Origin of the sequence: Halodurantibacterium daqingense (assembly GCF_042666235.1) — a bacterium.
Lineage (GTDB): Bacteria > Pseudomonadota > Alphaproteobacteria > Rhodobacterales > Rhodobacteraceae > Halodurantibacterium > Halodurantibacterium daqingensis.
Map to the genome: position 1 here is coordinate 500,715 of NZ_JBHTFQ010000001.1, position 16,708 is coordinate 517,422.

Here is a 16,708-nt window from a genome sequence, read left to right on the forward strand (position 1 = left end):
CCGCGCTTGCCCCAAGGGGTTATCCGGGTCGCTACGAAAGGAATCCGTTCTGCCATGACTCTCACCGTCCGAGGCCCCCTGAGGGCGCTGCTTATCGCCGCGGCTGTCGGCCTTGCGGCCTGTTCCGCCCCCCCGCTGGAACAGGAAGCCCCGCCCGAACCGCAGGTCGTTCCCGGCTATGAGGCGATCCAGGACGGGGACATCCTGATCCCGGCGGTGCCGCCGCAGTATCTTGATCCGATCAACCGGCGTCAGCAGGTGGCCTATAATGGCACCGAGCGTCCTGGCACGATCGTTGTCGATCCGCATGCCAAGTTCCTCTATCTGGTGACGGCGCCGGGCGAGGCGATGCGCTATCGCATCGCCGTCGGGCGCGAGGGCAGGGGGTTCCGTGGCTCGGCCACTGTCGGGCGCAAGGCTGAATGGCCCGCCTGGACGCCCACGGCGAACATGATCCGGACCGATCCGGATATTTACGGCCCCTATCGCGCCGGCATGTCGGGCGGGCTGGAGAATCCTCTGGGGGCGCGGGCGCTTTATCTCTACCGCAACGGGCGCGATACGATGTACCGGATTCATGGCACGAACGATGTGGCCTCGATCGGAAACCAGACTTCGGCGGGCTGCATCCGGCTGTTCAATCAGGATATCCTCGATCTTTACGACCGCGTGCCGCGCGGCGCGCAGATGCGGGTGCGTTCCGAGGCGGAATCGCGCCGGCTGGAGGGTCCGCAGCCGCCCGAGACGGTGATCCAGGATCTCGAGGTCGTCGCCCGCTGAGGCAGCTTCACGCGGCGGCATGACGGGCGGGTAGCTCTGGCGCGGCAATGATATTCTTCAGAACGAGGAGGGGGCAGCGGCAGCGCTGCCCCTTTTCCGTGCGGGATATCCACTGCCCGGTGCAGAACCGGGCATTTCGGGGAACCTGGGGCGCGCCGTCGCGTTTCAGTCCTGAATTCAACCGCTCCGGTGCGTCAGGGGCGTGACGGATGCGGGCAAGGAGGGGCAATGGCAGATCATCGCAAGGAGGAGGCCCGGGCGCTGAGCCGGGACGAGCGTGAACTGGCGCAGGCGGCCCGCTATCCGCGGCTCGGGCGTCTGACCGATGCCGATCTGCAGGATCTGATCCTGCGCCTGCGCGAGCGTCGCGACCGCGCGCGGAGCATTGCCAATCGCCAGCGGCGGGAAATTCGCGGCAAGGCCGAGCCTGCGGGAAGCGCCGCGGTTGGCGCCGATGCCGGAAGTCACAGCAAGCTGCATTTCCTCAACTGCGCGCTGCGCCGTGCGCAAGATGAGGTGCGCCGCCGCGACAGTGTCGAGGATCTGCGTCCGGGCAAGACCATAGCGGGATAAGAAAACGAAAAGCCGGTCCTGGGGCGCCTGCGGACGGTGCTTCTTCAGGCGATGCGCCAGGACAAGGGCCCCGGATCAGTTCCGGGGCCTTTTCGTCTTCATGGTCTGCCTATTGGCGCCAGCGCACACCGGTCAGATCGTTCGCTGGCACCGGCGCGTTTTCCCAAAGCCCTTCGATTCCGGCATTGGCGACGCCGGCCTTGGCAAGCTGGAACAGGAAGCCGTTGGCGTGATCTTCGGCGATCAGTCGCTGGGCCTGTTGCAGCAGGGCGCTGCGGCCCTCGGGATCGGCAGTTGCGCGCAGCTCGGTCATCAGGCGCTGCATCTCGGGGTTGTCATAGCCGAAGTAATAGTCCGGCCGGGCGTAGATGTTGATGTCCATCGGCTCGGTATGGCTGATGACGGTCAGATCGAAATCCTTGCCGTTGAACACCTGTTCCAGCCATTGCGCCCATTCCATGTTGGTGATCTGGGTCTCGACCCCGACCTCGCGCAACTGGGCGGCAATGATCTCTCCGCCCCGGCGGGCATAGGACGGGGGCGGCAGCATCAGGCGCAGGCTGAGCCCCGTTGCCCCGGCTTCCTCGAGCAAGGCGCGGGCGCGGTCGGGATCATGCGGCGTCAGGTCAGTGAGATCGAGATAATCCGGATGGTGTGGCGCGAAATGTGTGCCGATCGGCGTGCCATAGCCGAACATCGCGCCGTCGATGATTTCCTGCCGTTTGATCGCATGGGCCAGTGCGGCGCGGACCCGGTCATCGCCAAGTGCGGGATGGGCATGGTTCATCGCCAGGATCGTCTCGCCCTCGGTCGAGCCGACGATGACCGAAAAGCGCGGATCGGCCTCGAACTGCGCCAGGGTTTCGGGGGCGGGGAAGTTCGGGAAGGCATCGACGTCGCCGGCCATCATCGCGGCATAGGCCGCGCTGGGGTCCGAAATGAAGCGGAAGGTGGCGCGGGCCAGGGCGGGCGCCTCGCCCCAGTAATCCTCGAACCGCTCCAGCTCGATCCGGTCACCCTGCACCCAGCGCTGAAAGCGGAACGGGCCGGTGCCGATCGGATTGGTCGCGTTGTTGTCCGCACTCCTGGGCGACAGGATCACCGCGTCTCCCCAGGCCATGTTGAACAGGAATGCCCCGTCGGGTTCGGAAAGCGTGACCTCGACCGTCGCCGGATCAACCACCGTCACCTCGGAAATGGCGGCAAAAAGCTGCTTCTGCGCATTGGTGCTGTCTTCGGCACGGGCGCGATCCAGCGAGAACTTCACGTCCTCGGCCGAAAAGGCAGTGCCGTCGTGAAACTGCACACCTTCGCGCAGACGGAAGGTATAGCGCAGCCCGTCGTCCGAAATCTCCCAGTCCTGTGCCAGCGCCGGCAGAACCGCGCCATCGGGGCCAAAGCGGGTCAGGCCCTCGAAGATATTGGCATAGGTCACTTCGCGGATCGCAGCGGCGGCGCCCGCCGTCGGGTCAAGGTTCGGCGGCTCAAGCACCATTCCGATGCTGATGCTGTCGCTCTGCGCCCAGAGGGGGGCGGCAGAGAGCAGCAGCGCAGCAAGGCTCAGTTTCAGGCGGGTCAGCATGGACGTTCCTTCCCAGTTGGTTTTGCGGCATGATTGACCGCTTTGTGCTGCCGATCAAGCGGTGTGAAAGCGGCCGAGCCGCTCAGCGCCGGTCAGGCCCGCGCCCCAGAAGGCGCCCGATCAGGAAGGATGTGCGCGGCATATACACATATCCCGTGCGGCCCGAGGGTGCCGGCCGGACCTGCCGCCGCGCGAGGCCGAAGAACACCAGGCCCAGATGTGCCAGCGCGAGGAAGACGAACATCCCCGCCGGACCAAAGCCGCCGATCAGCACCGATGCGGCAAGCGGGCTCGCGATTGCCCCCACCGCATAAAGGAACATGAGCGCCGCCGAAAGCTCGACCCGTTCGGCGGTTTCTGCAAAATCATGGGCATGGGCGGCCGAGACGGAATAGATCGGAAACGTCGTGAAGCCGAAGAAACCGGCCGCGAGGAACACCGCCACCGCCCCGGCCGTGCTGACGGCGATGGTGATGCCGCAGGCGAGGATCGAGGCCACCGACAGCCAGATCAGAACGGTACGGCGATCGTATTTGTCGGCAAGCCAGCCCACCGGCACCTGCGCGATTGCGCCGCCCAGGACGAAGGCCGCCAGAAACAGCGCGATCAGATCGGCCGAAAGCCCCACGGCCAGGCCATAGACCGGCCCGACCATCCGGAAGGCGGCGCCGGTCACACCCGAGACCACCACGCCCACCGCGGCAAGGGGCGAACGGTCCCAGGCAAGCCGCGGGCGCAGCCGCGGTGCCTCGCCGGTTTCGGGCGCCTCGGCCCGACTCAGGGTCAGCGGAAACAGCGCCGCGCAGCAAAACAGCGCCAGCAGGTTGTAGGAGACGTAAGAGGCAGGCTCCAGCACCCCGATCAACAGCTGTGCCCCAAGGCTGCCGCCGATATCGACCACCCGATAGACGCCCATCGCCCGGCCGCGCGTTTCATTGGTGACCTTTGCCTGAAGCCAGGCCTCGATGATCGTGTAGCAGCCCGCCACACAAAGCCCCGAGGCCATCCGCATCAGCGACCAGGCATAGGGATCGATGACCAGCATATGCGCAAGAATGCCGATGGTGCCGGCGGCGGTAAAGGCTGCGAAGGCCCGCGAATGGCCCACCGCGCCCATCAGGCGGGGCGCCCACCAGCAGCCGATGAAGAAGCCGAAGAAATGCGCCGAGCCCAAGAGCCCCACTTCGACCGCCGAAAACCCGAGAACCACCCCCGAAACCGCATCCAGCGGCGCCACCCCACCCGAACCGAGTTGCAACAGCACGACCGAGCAGAAGAGGGCAGCAAAGGAGATCAAGAGGCGCATGGGGTCCGTCCGGCAGGCAACCCCGCCAGAAGGCCCGCTGCGGCGCGGGCGGTCTGTCACCTGGGCGACATTTTCACGTCGCTTGCGGCCTCTGGTTGCAGCAAGGTGCGCCGCGATCTGACCGATGGCTCTTGCCCTCGGGGCCACTCTCGCTAGGCTCTGGCGCGCAATCGATGGGGAACCGAGATGAAACAGCTTCCGCTTGGCCGATCCGGCCTGATGGTGTCCGAATTCTGCCTTGGCACGATGACCTGGGGCACGCAGAACACAGAGGCCGAGGCCCATGCGCAGATCGCCATGGCGCAGGATCACGGGGTGAACTTCATGGACACCGCCGAGATGTATCCGACCAATCCGGTGTCTGCGGAAACCATGGGCCGCACCGAGGAATTCATCGGCAGCTGGATTGCGAAATCGGGGCGCCGGAACGACTGGATCATCGCCACCAAGATCACCGGCCAGGGACAGGGGGCGGTGCGCGCCGGCGCGCCCATAACTCCGGCGACGCTGGTCGAGGCCGTGGAAGGCTCGCTCGGGCGGCTGCGGACGGATGTGATCGACCTTTATCAGCTGCATTGGCCGAACCGCGGATCCTATCATTTCCGCAAGCACTGGAGCTATGATCCTTCGTCCCAGGACCGGGCCGTGACGTTGGCCCATATGCAGGACATTCTCGAAACCGCGCAGCGGCTGGTCGAGGCCGGCAAGATCCGCCATTTCGCCTTGTCGAACGAAACCGCCTGGGGCACCGCGCAATGGCTGCGCCTGTCAGAGGATCTGAACCTGCCGCGGGTGCAATCGATCCAGAACGAATATTCGCTGCTCTGCCGTCACTTCGATACCGACCTGGCCGAGCTTTCGGTGAACGAGGATGTGACGCTTCTTGCCTATTCGCCGCTTGCGACGGGGCTTCTGACCGGGAAATACGCAGGCGATGTGGTGCCCGAGGGCACGCGCCGCAGCCGCACCCCCGATCTGGGCGGACGCATCACGCCGCGCGTGTTCGAGGCGGTGGCGGCCTATCTTGGCGTTGCCAAGGCGCACGGGCTGGATCCGGCGCAGATGGCCCTTGCCTGGTTGCGCAGCCGGCCGTTCCCGGTCATTCCGATCCTGGGCGCAACCAGTCAGTCGCAGCTTCTGGTTGCGCTGGGCGCGGCAGGACTGGAGCTTGCGCCCGAGGCGCTTGAGGATATCGCACGGGTCTATCGCGCACACCCCTTGCCTTACTGAACGCGCGGCCCGGGCGTTGCCGGGCATGTCGGGCTGTCAGGCGAAGCGGTGGTTCGCCTTTCCTCCGGGTCGTTCCGCCCGGGCGTGCGGTGGCGCTAGGCGATCCGGCGAAAGACCGACCTTTCACCGGAACTGTCGAAGAACGGCACGCTCGGGATCCGTCCGCCGGCCAGCAGGATCTCGCCGACCTCGGCCAGCACCACCTCGGTGATGAAGGGCAGGTCGAACTGGCGCACGATCTGCAGGGGGATCCATTGCAGGGAACTCAGCTCATCGCAGGCGCGGCTGAAATCGTCGGCATCGCCCGCGACATCTTCGGCGCGGGCAAGGAAGAAACGCGCGTCGAACCGGCGCGATCGTCCGGGCGGGGTAATGGCGCGAAAGAAAAACCGCAGCGCCGCCGCGCTGGGACGAAGACCTGCCGCGGCAAAGGCCTCCCATCCCGGGGGCGCATCGGGCCAGGCGCCGGGCTGCGCCAGAAGCAGGCCGGTTTCCTCCGCAAGTTCCCGGATCGCCGCAACTGCAAGAGCCGTGGCACTGCAACCGCCTTCGGACAGGCGGGCCGCGCAGGGGGCGGGCAATTGATCAGCCAGCGGGACACGCGCATCCGCTGCATCGACCGCGCCGCCGGGAAAGACGAATTTCGAAGGCATGAAGGCCGCTGAAGCGCCCCGCTGCCCCATCAGCACCTCGGGGCCCTGTGGCCCCTCTCGCAGCAGCACGACGCTGGCCGCATCGCGGATCGGCGGCGCGCCGATCTGTCGGGATGTCATGATTGCGGTTCGCGATGGGGGCTGAAGCCGTGCATCCGCTTGGCCCACTGGATGCCGACGATCACACCCTTGAGCCGGGGCAGAAGGTAAAGCGACAGCGCGACCGTCCCGATCGAAAACAGGGTGATCGTCACCAGGGGTTCCGGACGCCAGGCGGCATAGACCCAAAGAAACGCCGGCGCGAGGATATGGCCCACGACAAGAATGGTCAGATAGGCCGGGCCGTCATCGGCGCGGTGATGATGCAGATCCTCGCCGCATTCCGGGCAGGTGTCCCGCACCCGGAGATACCCCTGAAGCAGCGCACCCGAGCCGCAATTGGGGCACCGTCGGCGCCACCCCCGTTTCACTGCTGGCCCAAGTGGCCGTTCCTCATCCCCGTGCATGGCTGCTCACTCTCTTGCTTCGGCCCACAGGGGGCCTGACGTTCAAAGGTAATGATCATGACGGCGTTGAAAAGCCCCATCTGCGACATCGCCGCAGGTCAACTTGTTGAAAGCATCAGCGACGGAAAGCGCGGCCCCGTGCGTTTTAGCTTCAGAACGTGGCGATAGGCTGCGTCACAGGCCGAAAGGAACAGACCGATGACTGGGAAGAAACACCTGATTACCGCAGCGATTCTGGCCGCTGTCGGTGCCACCGCGACGTTTGGCAGCATCGCGATGGCCCAGCCGGGGCAGATGCGGGGCGGCCCGGGGGCAGGCTTTGCGCAATTCGATCTTGATGGCGATGGGCAGATCACCGCGGAAGAAATCGAAACACTGCGCGCACGTCAGACCGAAGGGCTTGATGCCGATGGCGACGGCCTGCTGAGCGCCGAGGAAATCGCAGCTCATCACATGCGCCAGATGCAGGCGATGATCGAGGCCCGCGCCGAGGGGCTGGTGGGGATGCTTGATCGCGACGGCGACGGGCTGCTCAGCGCCACGGAACTCGCCGCCAGCCGGGTTGCGCTGGTGCCCAGCATGCCGCTGCCCGACATCGCGCGTCTTGACACGGATGGGGATGGCCAGATCAGCGAGGCAGAATTCGACGCCGGTCGCCGGGCGATGCGTGAAGCCATGCGCGACGGAAAGCAACGGGCGCGCGACGGGCAACAGGGTCAGCGGCGCGAACATCGGCCGATGATGCGCGGCGAGGGCCCGGGCCAGCCGCCCGCAAGCCGCGCGCCCGTCGAGGCGCCGCCGGCGCAATGATCGATCGGTGCGCCGCCGCTCCGCCACGGGGTGCTGCGGCGGCGCGCTTGCCGGGCAGGATCTTTCGCGTTACGCGCAGCCGGGATGGACATGCCTTACGACGCCCTGAACGACGCCTCGGACGAGGCCCTGCTGGTGCTTTACGCCAATGGCGACAAGGCGGCCGCGCGGATCCTCACGCTGCGCCTTGCGCCAAGGGTTCTGAGCTTTGCAGCGCGGATGCTGGGCGACGGGGCCGAGGCCGAGGATGTGACCCAGGAGGCGATGCTGCGCCTGTGGCGCATCGCGCCGGACTGGCGGCAGGGCGAGGCGCAGGTCAGCACCTGGCTTTACCGCGTGGCTTCGAACCTCTGCACTGACCGGTTGCGACGGCGCAGACCCGTCGCGCTTGATGCAGTGGCCGAACCCGAGGATGAGGCGCCCGGTGCCCTTCAGTCACTGGAGGAAGCCGACCGCGCCGCAGCCCTCGATGCCGCGCTGGCGCGGTTGCCGGAACGCCAGAGGCAAGCGGTGGTGTTGCGACATCTTGAGGGCTTGTCCAACCCCGAGATCGCCGGGGTGATGGGCATCGGGCTGGAAGCGGTCGAAAGCCTCACCGCACGGGGCAAACGGGCACTCGTGGCCAACCTGCGGGGCAGGCGCGATGAACTGGGGTATGACGATGGCTGAGAACGGGCAAGACCGGGACATCGAAGAGTTCTTTGCTGCGGCCCGCGCTGTCACGCGCGCGCCGGGACCGGATCTGTTGGGACGCATTCTCGCGGATGCCGAGGCGGCGCAGCCCCGTGCGCCCCGTCCTGCGGGACGATCACAATGGGGCCCGATTGCACGGTTTCGCCGCGTCTGCGAGAGTTTGGGCGGCTGGCAGGCTGCGGGCGGCCTGCTGGCAGCGGCGCTGGCCGGGCTCTGGATCGGTGTCAGCCCCCCTGCTGCCTTTGTCGGTGTGACCGAAGGCTGGGCGTATGGCGTCTGGGGCGAGGCGGTCAGTCTTGAGCTGGGCGACCAGCTTGCGCTTTACGAGGAACTTCTTGCGGGGGATGAGCCATGACCACTGAGACCGACGGAAAGGCCGCAGCCCCACGCTGGATGCGCTTTGCACTGCTTGGCTCGCTTGCCGTCAATCTTGCCATTCTGGGGGTGGTGGTCGGAACGCTGCTGTTGCACCGCGGATCGGGGCCGCCGCCCGTGCTGAGGGATCTTTCGCTGGGTCTTTATACAGAGGCGCTTGCGCCCGAGGATCGCGATGCATTGCGGCAGGCATTCCGGAGCGCCGCGCCAGTGGTGCATGGGTTGCGCCGCAGTCAGCAGGAGGACCAGAAACGCCTGCTCGAGGCGCTGCGCGCACAGCCGTTTGATCCCGATGCGGTGCAGGACATTCTCGCGGCGCAGCGGTTGCGCATGATGCAGGGCGCCGAGCTTGGCCAGCGGGCGCTGGTGACCCGGCTCGGAACGATGAGCGATGCGGCCCGGGCGGCCTATGCCGACAGGCTGGAAGAGTTGATGTCCCGCCCGCGCCGCGGGCCGCGTGGCGCTGATGGGGAGCGGAGGGCCGAGGATCCACGCGTTCGGGAGCGCTAAGGGGCGCATGCCATCAGCATTGGGGGTTGCCGAGGGCATCGAGCCCCCGGCAACCCCGGCCCTTCCCTTGCGCGTCGCGGGCGAAAAGGTCGTGCGGGCGGGCGGTTGATCCCGTTTTGCGCGGGACAGAGCTTGCAACCGGTATTCACATCTGGGCGGATCTGTTCCCGACGCGCGGCCACGTCCCGCCGCATCCCCGGCCCCAGGTGCCGCAATAGCCTGGCGAAGGGGAGCACGATGGAGTGTCCCCGGTCGGCCGAAATGGCTCTGTCGCGCGCGGAAAAGGCCGGTGCGGGACGGGCGGCGCAATGAGCAGGGCGCACATGGGACTCCCCCGACCTGCCCCCTCACGAGGACCTGGAGGGCCGAAGCCGGATCTGCCCGCGCGGGGAGGCAGCAGGGCGTGACCTCGTTTACCGTTCCGTCGCTCTGCTCGTGCCTGATCGGCGAGAGGCCAATGCAATCGGACCGCAAATACCGCGCCCATCGGTCTAGCGCCCGCACAAACGGCGGGAGCCGGATGCCGGAGGCGTCGTCCCTGAACGCCGCCCGGCCGTCCGCGCACCGCGCGCGGGCCTGGTGGACGTCACACCCCGGCTGAAGCTGCGCGTTCCGCGCGCCGGGGACGGGGCCGTGACCAGATCCGGCAGCCCGGCGGCATGACGGCGCCTTCCGCGCGCCTGCGGCAGGAGAAGGCAGGAGCCGCACGACCGGAAGCACCAACGCGCTTTCTCGCGCCGGAGCGGGGGCGGGGATGGCGCGGCGCCGTTTCGCCGCCCGGCAGAAGCGCGTCCCGGGCAGGCGGGGGGTGCGGGGGCAGGAAACAGGTTTCTGCAGGCACCACTTGCCAGCGCTGCCCGCATGTGCGGGGCGCGGGGGATCCGCGCGGCCCCCATCACACCGTCGGGATCGCGTTGCCCGCGCGCGGGGCGCGGGGTGCCACCTCTGGCGACACTTGGATCATGTCAGAGCGCTGCCCGCGCGCGCTGGAGGCGGGGCCAGCAGATCTCGCAGCGACCCCTGACCATTAGGCGCTGCCCGCGCGTCGGGGCGGGGTGGAAAGAATGCGGCGCGACGGCTTTGAGACAGAGCTTTTCGCGCGCGGAGGGCGGTTCGGCACGCCGGTGAATACGACTAGTGGTCAGACTGCGCTTATCGCGCCCGGAGAGCGGGGTCTCTGGCGCAACGAGGTTTCGCGTGATTTCCAGCGCTTTCCGCGCGCCGGGTAATCCTCTCCCTTGTTAGGCAGGACGGCGGCGTGCGCGTGGGGGCGGGAAAAGGCGCACGGGAGGCGTCGAGCGCTCCGGCGCTTCCCAGGCGCGCGGGGACGGGCCCGCGTGCCCGTCGCGATCGCCCAGCCTGCTGGCACTCTCTGCGCGCGGGGGCGAGACCGTGTCGGGCGAGGAGGGGATGCGAGAGTGCGCGCCGTGATCGCGCACGGGTGCGATACGCGCCGCAGATGCATGGGAAGGGCGATCGCAGCGCAGTCATCGCGCGGGCGGCTTCGCGCGACATGGCCACAGGTTACGCGTTTTCTCTGGCCAGGTGCCTGTCTGCGCGAGGGCGGGACGAAGGCCGTGGTAGTGGCGGGCGCGACCTTGGCCGCCTGCCTCTCCGCGCAAGGGCGGGACGAAGTTCGATCACCCGACGGGTCGGTCACGTTGCCGCCTGTCCTCGGGCCGTCGTGCCCAGGCCGCGGAGCCGTCTGCTCCGTTCTGGGGCCGCCGGTCCTTCCGTGCCGTTACACATAGTGCAACCTGATGCGGTGGCAGGCGGCACCTGACCTGAAGGTGGAAAGAGATCAGAAGGCGGCCTGGTGACGGCGCGCTGCGGTGGTCAAGGTGGCGACGCGACCGGACGACAAGGGTGAGCCCGGCGGCGAGGATCGCGTTCAGGCAGCGTGAAGGCCGATGGTGACGCGGTTGCGGCCGTTCGACTTTGCGGCAAGCAGCGCACGGTCCGCCCGCAGCATCAGCCCCTCGCCATCGTTGGGATCGTTGCAGCCGCCCCCCACCGCCAGCCCGATCGACAACGTCACGCGCACGGAACCGCCGCCCGGCAGCGGAACGGGAGCCGCCTCGGCCATGCGTCGGAGTCCCTCGGCGGCCCCCCGCGCCTCGCTCAGATCGGTGTCGGGCATGGCCATCAGGAACTCTTCGCCCCCGACCCGCGCAAGCAGATCGCCCGGACGCAGGATCTGCCGCATCCGCCGTGCCAGCGCGACGAGAACCGCATCTCCCGCAGCATGGCCCCAGGTGTCGTTCACATCCTTGAAATGATCGAGATCGATCACCATCACCGCGAAGGCGCGGCCGGTATCACGGGCGCGGGCTTCGATCCGGGCGAGTTGGGGCAGGGCGAAGCGACGGTTGTACAGGCCGGTGAGCGGATCGGTTGCCGCCAGTCGCAATCCCTGGCGCACCGAGGCGCGCAAGCGATCGGCCTCGTGTTTGCGGCGCAGCTGGGCCTGAACCCGCAGGGCCAGTTCCTGCGGATGGAACCGCTCTGGCACCAGTGCGTCGGCGCCGAGATCCAGGGCCATCGCCGCGAGGCCATGGGCGCGCGCCGAAAGCACGATGCAGATCGCCGCGTGGCGGCTGGCGGCGCGGCTGCGCAGTTCGGAGATGAGTTGCAATCCGTCGCCCGGACGGATCAGATCGGCCGCGATCAGATAGAGATCTGCTGCGCCCTCATTCTCGGACAGGGCATGGGCGCGGTCGATGACCAGAAGATCATCATCCACATAGGGGGCCAGGGCCCGGCGCCAGGCCAAGGCAGCCTGCGGATGCGGCGCGATCAGCGCAATCCGGCTGCGCACCGCGAAGTCGTTCCCGGTTTCGGCAAGCCCCATGGCATCGCACGGCACGACGCGCTGGCGCAGTTCGTCGCGGCTTTGGCGCGTGCGAAGGGCGCTTCGGATCTGGGCAAGCAGGGCAGAATCGTCATAAGGCTTGACGATAACCTCGTCCACGCCCGCTTCGAGCGCCCGGATGCGCAAGCCTGCATCGCTGGCAGCGGCAAACAGGATAAGCGGGATACGCGCCGTAAGCGGATCGGCCCGAAGCGCCGCGCAGAGGGCGGTTGCCGTCATGTCGGCCAGCGTGTCCTCGACCAGGATGAGATCGGGCAGGCTTCCGCGGGCGATCTGCAGCGCCTCGCCGCCGCTATCGGCCTGCAGAATGTCGTAGAAGGCTGCGACCAGCTTCATCTTGAGGATGATTCTTCCGGTCGCACCGTCGTCCACGATCAGAATCCTGCCGGCCATGGTCCTACTCCGCACCGCATGCCCAATTACAAGTTTAAGGATGCCTCCGATTTGGTTAAGGAATCCTTTCCGTGTGCAGGAGGTAACGAAAAATGAACCAGGATCAGGCAGAAACGGTGGCACTGCGCGCCCTTGCCTGGCTTGCCGGGAACGAGGCATTGCTGCCGATCTTTCTGGGTGCGACAGGCACGGCGCTGACCGACCTGCGCGACCGAGCCGCAGAGCCGGAATTCCTTGTTTCGGTGGTTGATTTCCTGCTGATGGACGATGCTTGGGTGATCGGCTGTTCCGACGCGCTGGGCCTGCGCTACGAAACGCTGGCCCAAGCGCGGGCCGCGCTTCCGGGCGGGGCGCAGGTGCATTGGACCTGATCCAGAAGCGCGTCCACCGAACCTGAACTAGAAGCTGGGCAGGGCCCGGGCCTCGCCCTCGCGCATGCGGGCCATCAGCCGCTGCAGGATCTCGGCCTCTCCGGGCGCGAGCTTGGAAAGGAAGTGGCGGCCGTTTTCCTCGGCCAGTGGCGTGGCGCGGGCCAGCAATGCCCGGCCCTCGTCCGTAAGTGCGACGGTGGTGGTGCGCCGGTCGGGCGCACCCGATCGCCGTGCAACCCATCCGGCCGATTCCATCTGCCGCAGCGCGCGCGACGTTGCGGTCCGGTCGATGCCGATGAACTCGGCGATTTCCGACGGCTGTGTCAGGCCCTCATTCTCGACCGCAAGCAGCGTGCACCAGGTGATCCGGGTCAGCCCCAGCGTGCGCAGGGCCTCATCAAGCCGCCGTTCCTGCAGGCGGGACGTCAGCGTCATCTGGTACAGGACCGAGGCGTGAAGGCGGTAGGGGGGGCGGAAGCTCATGCGCGCACGGTCAGATATCGGGCAGAGCTTGTCAATGATCGCTCCGGGCGTTTGTCCCTGAGGGGGAGTGCCCGATGCTGCCGAACCGCAAGGGGTCCAGGTGCGGCATGATCCTGAAGCTTGCGTGCCGGCCGAACAGGCGATTGCAAAGACGTCACCCCTGCGTCAGGTTGCGGGCAGTCACGGAGGCATCATGGCGTCAGTTTCGGGAATCCTGTTCGACAAGGACGGCACATTGTTCGACTTTCACGCAACCTGGAGCGCCTGGGCCGCGCGTCTCATGCGTGAACTGGCGAAGGGTGACGACAGCCATGCTGCACGGCTGGGCGCCAGCGTCGGCTATGATCTTGCTACAGGCAGATTCGCGCGGGACAGTGTTGTCATTGCCGGCACCCCGGCCGAGATCGCGGCCGAGCTTCTGCCGCAGCTGCCCGGACAGACGCTTGCGGCTCTTGTCGCGCGAATGAACGAACTGGCCGCGGCCGCGCCGATGGCTGAGGCCGTGCCTCTGCAGCCGCTTCTGCAGGGACTGCGCCGGCGCGGCCTGCGGCTGGGGGTGGCCACGAATGATTCCGAAGGGCCGGCAAAGGCGCATCTGGGGGCTGTTGGCGTGTTGTCCTGCTTCGACTTCGTCGCCGGATCGGATTCCGGATTTGGCGGCAAGCCGGCGCCGGGCATGCTTCTGGCGTTCGCGGCGCGCCTTGGCATCGCGCCCGGAGCCGTGGCCATGGTGGGCGACAGTCGCCATGATCTGCTTGCCGGACGCGCTGCAGGGATGCGGACCGTCGCCGTTCTTACCGGACCTGCCGCCGAGGCCGAGCTTGCGCCACTGGCCGATGTGGTGCTGCCCGACATCGGGCATCTGCCGGCCTGGCTTGACCGGGCTGCAGTGGCACGAAACTCCGCCTGAGCCACTGCTGCATCAGCACGGGCAAGAAAAGAGGACGGGACATGCAGAACGTGAACCGGCTGAACATGCGTCTGATCCTTGCGGCGACAGGGACCCTGGCGGGGCTGTTCTTCTGGCTTCTGAACGAGGTGTTCCAGATCCGGCTGGGCCAGGGTGCGGCTGCGGTGGCCGCATATGTCTTCGGGCTGGTATTCTTCGCTGCCTTGCTGGTGATGCTGGCGCCACTGGGTCGCCGTGCCGTCCTGCCGGCGCTTGGTCTGGCCGCCGGCGTGGCGGGGCTGCTGGCCTGGGCCAGCTTGCGCCATGACTCGCCATCGCGGTTCTTCGATCTGGGATATCCGGGCGTCGCAGGCTTCCTTCTTGCGGCGGTTCCCATTCCCTTCCTGATCGCCGGGCACAGGCGGGGCGAGGGGTGGCGAAACTATGCGGCCCTGTTTGCGCATAGCTGGGGGATCGTGGCGCGCTTTGCGGCCGGCCTGCTTTTCGTGGGGCTCGCCTGGCTGACGCTGTGGCTGTCGGAGTCTCTGTTGCAGGTGGCCGGAGTCGAGTTGATCGCGCGGCTGCGGGCGCTGTCGGGCTTTCCCTACATCCTGACCGGGCTGACGCTGGGGCTGGCGCTTGCGGTGGTCGATGAGTATTCCGACTATGTCTCGGCCCATCTGATGCTGCGGCTTTTCCGGCTTCTGCTGCCGGTGGTGCTGGTGGTGGTGCTGGTCTTCGTCGTGGCACTGCCGCTTCAAGGTTTTCGATCGCTGCTGCCGGGCGTTTCGGTGGCGACAACATTGCTGACCATGGCGCTGGTCATCACCTTGCTGGTCAGCTGCGCCGTGGACGGATCGGATGACGGTGCCGTCAAGACGCCCCTGCTGCGCTTTTCTGCGCAGGGGCTTGCCCTGCTTCTTCCGGTGCTGGCGGCCCTGGCGGTGCACGCGCTTTGGCTGCGTGTGGCCGACGAGGGCTGGACGCCACAAAGGCTCATGGCTGCGGCGCTCGCGATGGTGCTGTGCGGCTATGGTGCATCTTACGCGCTGGCGCTTCTGTCGCGCACCCACTGGATGCGGCGTATCCGGCGCGCCAATCTGATCATGGCGCTGGCAATTCCGGTTCTCGCGATGCTCTGGCTCAGCCCGCTGTTCGTGCCTGAACGCATTGCGACCCAAAGCCAGCTTGCGCGCTATGACCGCGGGGCGGTGACGGCCGAGGCGCTGCCGCTTGTGCAGATGCGCGACAACTGGGGGCGATCCGGCCGCGACGGGCTGGCCGCCCTGGCCCAAAGGGCCGAAGGCGGCGATGCCGCGCTTGCCACAGCCCTTGCCGCGCTGCCGGAAACACCTGATGGGGGGCTTTCGCAGGCCGAGGTTCTGGCGGATCTGCTGCGGCTCATGCCCGTGTTCCCGCCGCAGGCGCAGGATGTCGTGCGGCAGATCCTTGCAGAGGTTCATCCTGCGGAACTGGGGCTCTGGCTGCAGGGATGCCAGATCCGCAGCCCTGCGGGCCACCCGGGCTGCGCGCTGGTCGTCGCTGACTTCCTTCCCGCCCTGCCGGGCGAGGAGGCGCTTCTGATCTATGGCAGCCGCGGCGGCTTTGTCGGGCAGGAAGCCTTCGGCCAGCTGGCTCAGGGGGGGCGCATTCGGCTGCGCGCCGCGGGACTGGGCCTTGAAGGACAGGGCCTGTCGCTTCTGGACGCGCTCCATGCCGGCGACTATTCGGTTGAACCAGCCGAGATGAACGCGCTACGGTCGCCCGGAGTGCAGATCATTCTGACGCCCTGATTTTCGAGAAGTCGTTTTTTTGAAGCAAGTCATTCCTGCGGGAGATCCGGAGAGCCTTCATGCATGGCCTGATCAATCGGACCATCCAGTATTTCGTCCAAGATATTCATGGTCCCGACGTCTGGGGCGATATGGCAAGACGGCTGAAGCTGCCGGAGGCGGGATATGATCCGTCGCTGGCCTATGACGATGCCGAAACCTTTGCCCTGATCGATGTGGCGGTGGCGCGGCTGCACTGCCCGCGTCACGCGTTCCTGCATGACCTGGGCCAGTATCTGATCACCAGCCCCGCGGCCGATCCGTTGCGCCGCCTGCTGCGGGTAGGCGGTGCGACCTTCATCGAGGCGCTGCACGCGCTGGACAGGATGCCAGCCCGCGCCGCGCTTGCCCTGCCCGATTGCGCGTTGCCGCCCACCGTGCTGACGCAGCAGGGGCCGGGACGGTTGCGCCTTGTCGGTCGTACCGCCCGCGCGGATTATGCTCATGTCTTGATGGGCCTCATCCGGGCGCTGGCCGCTCAGCACGATGTGGGGGTGGACCTTGACCATGCGCGGCACGGTGAAATCATCACCATCGATGTTGTCGTTGCCGAAGCAGAGGTTCCGCCGCGTCGTCCGGATGACGCGGGCGTTGCCTATGGGCGGGTCCTGGCCGGCACGCGGGGCGCAGGACAGGCGCTCGCCGGCGCATCCCTGATCAGGGCAGGAGGAGGCCAGGCAACGGGTGCAACCGTGTGAGGCATCTTGTCGTCGGGCGGGCGATGCCGGCCTGGTTCTGATTCCGCCGTGTCCGGCGCGCAGAGCCTCGGTATTCGGCGGGTTGATGGGTTCGTAAGAAACTTCGGCCGACGCGCGTCGCGCGGCGGATCGATGCCACGCTTGCGGTCACG

The 16,708-nt window shown here is 67.2% G+C and carries 17 protein-coding genes; 11 read left to right on the plus strand and 6 right to left on the minus strand.

The genetic code is table 11. The annotated features are described in order from the left end of the window. Positions 1–54: 54 nt before the first annotated feature. Positions 55–780, plus strand: a complete 726-nt coding sequence (locus tag ACFQXB_RS02540; protein WP_377398603.1) for a L,D-transpeptidase — start codon at positions 55–57, stop codon at positions 778–780. A gap of 228 nt (positions 781–1,008) precedes the next feature. Next, positions 1,009–1,353: a hypothetical protein gene (locus ACFQXB_RS02545; protein WP_377398606.1), complete on the plus strand. Its 345-nt coding sequence runs from the start codon at positions 1,009–1,011 to the stop codon at positions 1,351–1,353. A gap of 109 nt (positions 1,354–1,462) precedes the next feature. Here the strand turns inward: ACFQXB_RS02545 and ACFQXB_RS02550 are convergent, their stop codons facing one another. Both ACFQXB_RS02550 and ACFQXB_RS02555 read right to left on the minus strand, forming a co-directional pair. Further along, positions 1,463–2,935: an ABC transporter substrate-binding protein gene (locus ACFQXB_RS02550; RefSeq protein WP_377398609.1), complete on the minus strand. Its 1,473-nt coding sequence runs from the start codon at positions 2,933–2,935 to the stop codon at positions 1,463–1,465. An 82-nt stretch (positions 2,936–3,017) separates the two neighbouring features. Continuing rightward, positions 3,018–4,241, minus strand: a complete 1,224-nt coding sequence (locus ACFQXB_RS02555) for an MFS transporter (RefSeq protein WP_377398612.1) — start codon at positions 4,239–4,241, stop codon at positions 3,018–3,020. 186 nt (positions 4,242–4,427) lie between these two features. Between ACFQXB_RS02555 and ACFQXB_RS02560 the strand changes: the two genes are divergently transcribed. Further along, positions 4,428–5,471: an aldo/keto reductase gene (locus tag ACFQXB_RS02560; RefSeq protein WP_377398615.1), complete on the plus strand. Its 1,044-nt coding sequence runs from the start codon at positions 4,428–4,430 to the stop codon at positions 5,469–5,471. A gap of 95 nt (positions 5,472–5,566) precedes the next feature. On the opposite strand, the gene ACFQXB_RS02565 is transcribed toward ACFQXB_RS02560, so the two are convergent. Next, complete coding sequence (locus ACFQXB_RS02565) at positions 5,567–6,244, minus strand: NUDIX hydrolase (protein ID WP_377398618.1); 678 nt, start codon at positions 6,242–6,244, stop codon at positions 5,567–5,569. Beyond that, positions 6,241–6,630, minus strand: a complete 390-nt coding sequence (locus ACFQXB_RS02570; RefSeq protein WP_377398621.1) for a DUF983 domain-containing protein — start codon at positions 6,628–6,630, stop codon at positions 6,241–6,243. Before ACFQXB_RS02570 ends, ACFQXB_RS02565 begins: the two co-directional genes overlap by 4 nt. 198 nt (positions 6,631–6,828) lie before the next feature. Between ACFQXB_RS02570 and ACFQXB_RS02575 the strand changes: the two genes are divergently transcribed. From ACFQXB_RS02575 to ACFQXB_RS02590, 4 genes are all read left to right on the plus strand, one after another. Next, complete coding sequence (locus ACFQXB_RS02575) at positions 6,829–7,440, plus strand: EF-hand domain-containing protein (protein ID WP_377398623.1); 612 nt, start codon at positions 6,829–6,831, stop codon at positions 7,438–7,440. Positions 7,441–7,524: 84 nt separating this feature from the next. Beyond that, positions 7,525–8,109, plus strand: coding sequence for an RNA polymerase sigma factor (locus ACFQXB_RS02580; protein ID WP_377398626.1), 585 nt, complete (start codon positions 7,525–7,527; stop codon positions 8,107–8,109). After that, positions 8,102–8,488: a dihydroorotate dehydrogenase gene (locus tag ACFQXB_RS02585; protein WP_377398629.1), complete on the plus strand. Its 387-nt coding sequence runs from the start codon at positions 8,102–8,104 to the stop codon at positions 8,486–8,488. Before ACFQXB_RS02580 ends, ACFQXB_RS02585 begins: the two co-directional genes overlap by 8 nt. Continuing rightward, complete coding sequence (locus ACFQXB_RS02590) at positions 8,485–9,018, plus strand: periplasmic heavy metal sensor (RefSeq protein WP_377398632.1); 534 nt, start codon at positions 8,485–8,487, stop codon at positions 9,016–9,018. Before ACFQXB_RS02585 ends, ACFQXB_RS02590 begins: the two co-directional genes overlap by 4 nt. 1,891 nt (positions 9,019–10,909) lie before the next feature. Here ACFQXB_RS02590 and ACFQXB_RS02595 read toward each other — a convergent pair. After that, positions 10,910–12,283, minus strand: a complete 1,374-nt coding sequence (locus ACFQXB_RS02595) for a diguanylate cyclase (protein ID WP_377398635.1) — start codon at positions 12,281–12,283, stop codon at positions 10,910–10,912. A 92-nt stretch (positions 12,284–12,375) separates the two neighbouring features. On the opposite strand from ACFQXB_RS02595, the gene ACFQXB_RS02600 reads away from it, so the two are divergent. Further along, positions 12,376–12,654: a DUF3572 domain-containing protein gene (locus ACFQXB_RS02600; protein WP_377398639.1), complete on the plus strand. Its 279-nt coding sequence runs from the start codon at positions 12,376–12,378 to the stop codon at positions 12,652–12,654. 27 nt (positions 12,655–12,681) lie between these two features. Here the strand turns inward: ACFQXB_RS02600 and ACFQXB_RS02605 are convergent, their stop codons facing one another. Then, a complete protein-coding gene (locus ACFQXB_RS02605) occupies positions 12,682–13,137 on the minus strand; it encodes a MarR family winged helix-turn-helix transcriptional regulator (RefSeq protein WP_377398642.1) in 456 nt (151 codons plus the stop codon). A 193-nt stretch (positions 13,138–13,330) separates the two neighbouring features. Here ACFQXB_RS02605 and ACFQXB_RS02610 point away from each other — a divergent pair, with 193 nt between their 5' ends. From ACFQXB_RS02610 to ACFQXB_RS02620, 3 genes are read left to right on the plus strand one after another with little or no spacing between them, the layout of a single operon-like run. Continuing rightward, entirely contained in the window at positions 13,331–14,047 is a 717-nt protein-coding gene (locus ACFQXB_RS02610) for an HAD family hydrolase (RefSeq protein WP_377398645.1), read from the plus strand. Between the two features lie 41 nt (positions 14,048–14,088). Further along, on the plus strand, positions 14,089–15,819 hold the full coding sequence (locus ACFQXB_RS02615; RefSeq protein ID WP_377398648.1) for a DUF4153 domain-containing protein: 1,731 nt from the start codon (positions 14,089–14,091) through the stop codon (positions 15,817–15,819). 59 nt (positions 15,820–15,878) lie between these two features. Continuing rightward, positions 15,879–16,556 (plus strand): heme NO-binding domain-containing protein, encoded by a 678-nt coding sequence (locus ACFQXB_RS02620; RefSeq protein WP_377398651.1) that lies wholly within the window; start codon positions 15,879–15,881, stop codon positions 16,554–16,556. Positions 16,557–16,708 lie beyond the last annotated feature (152 nt).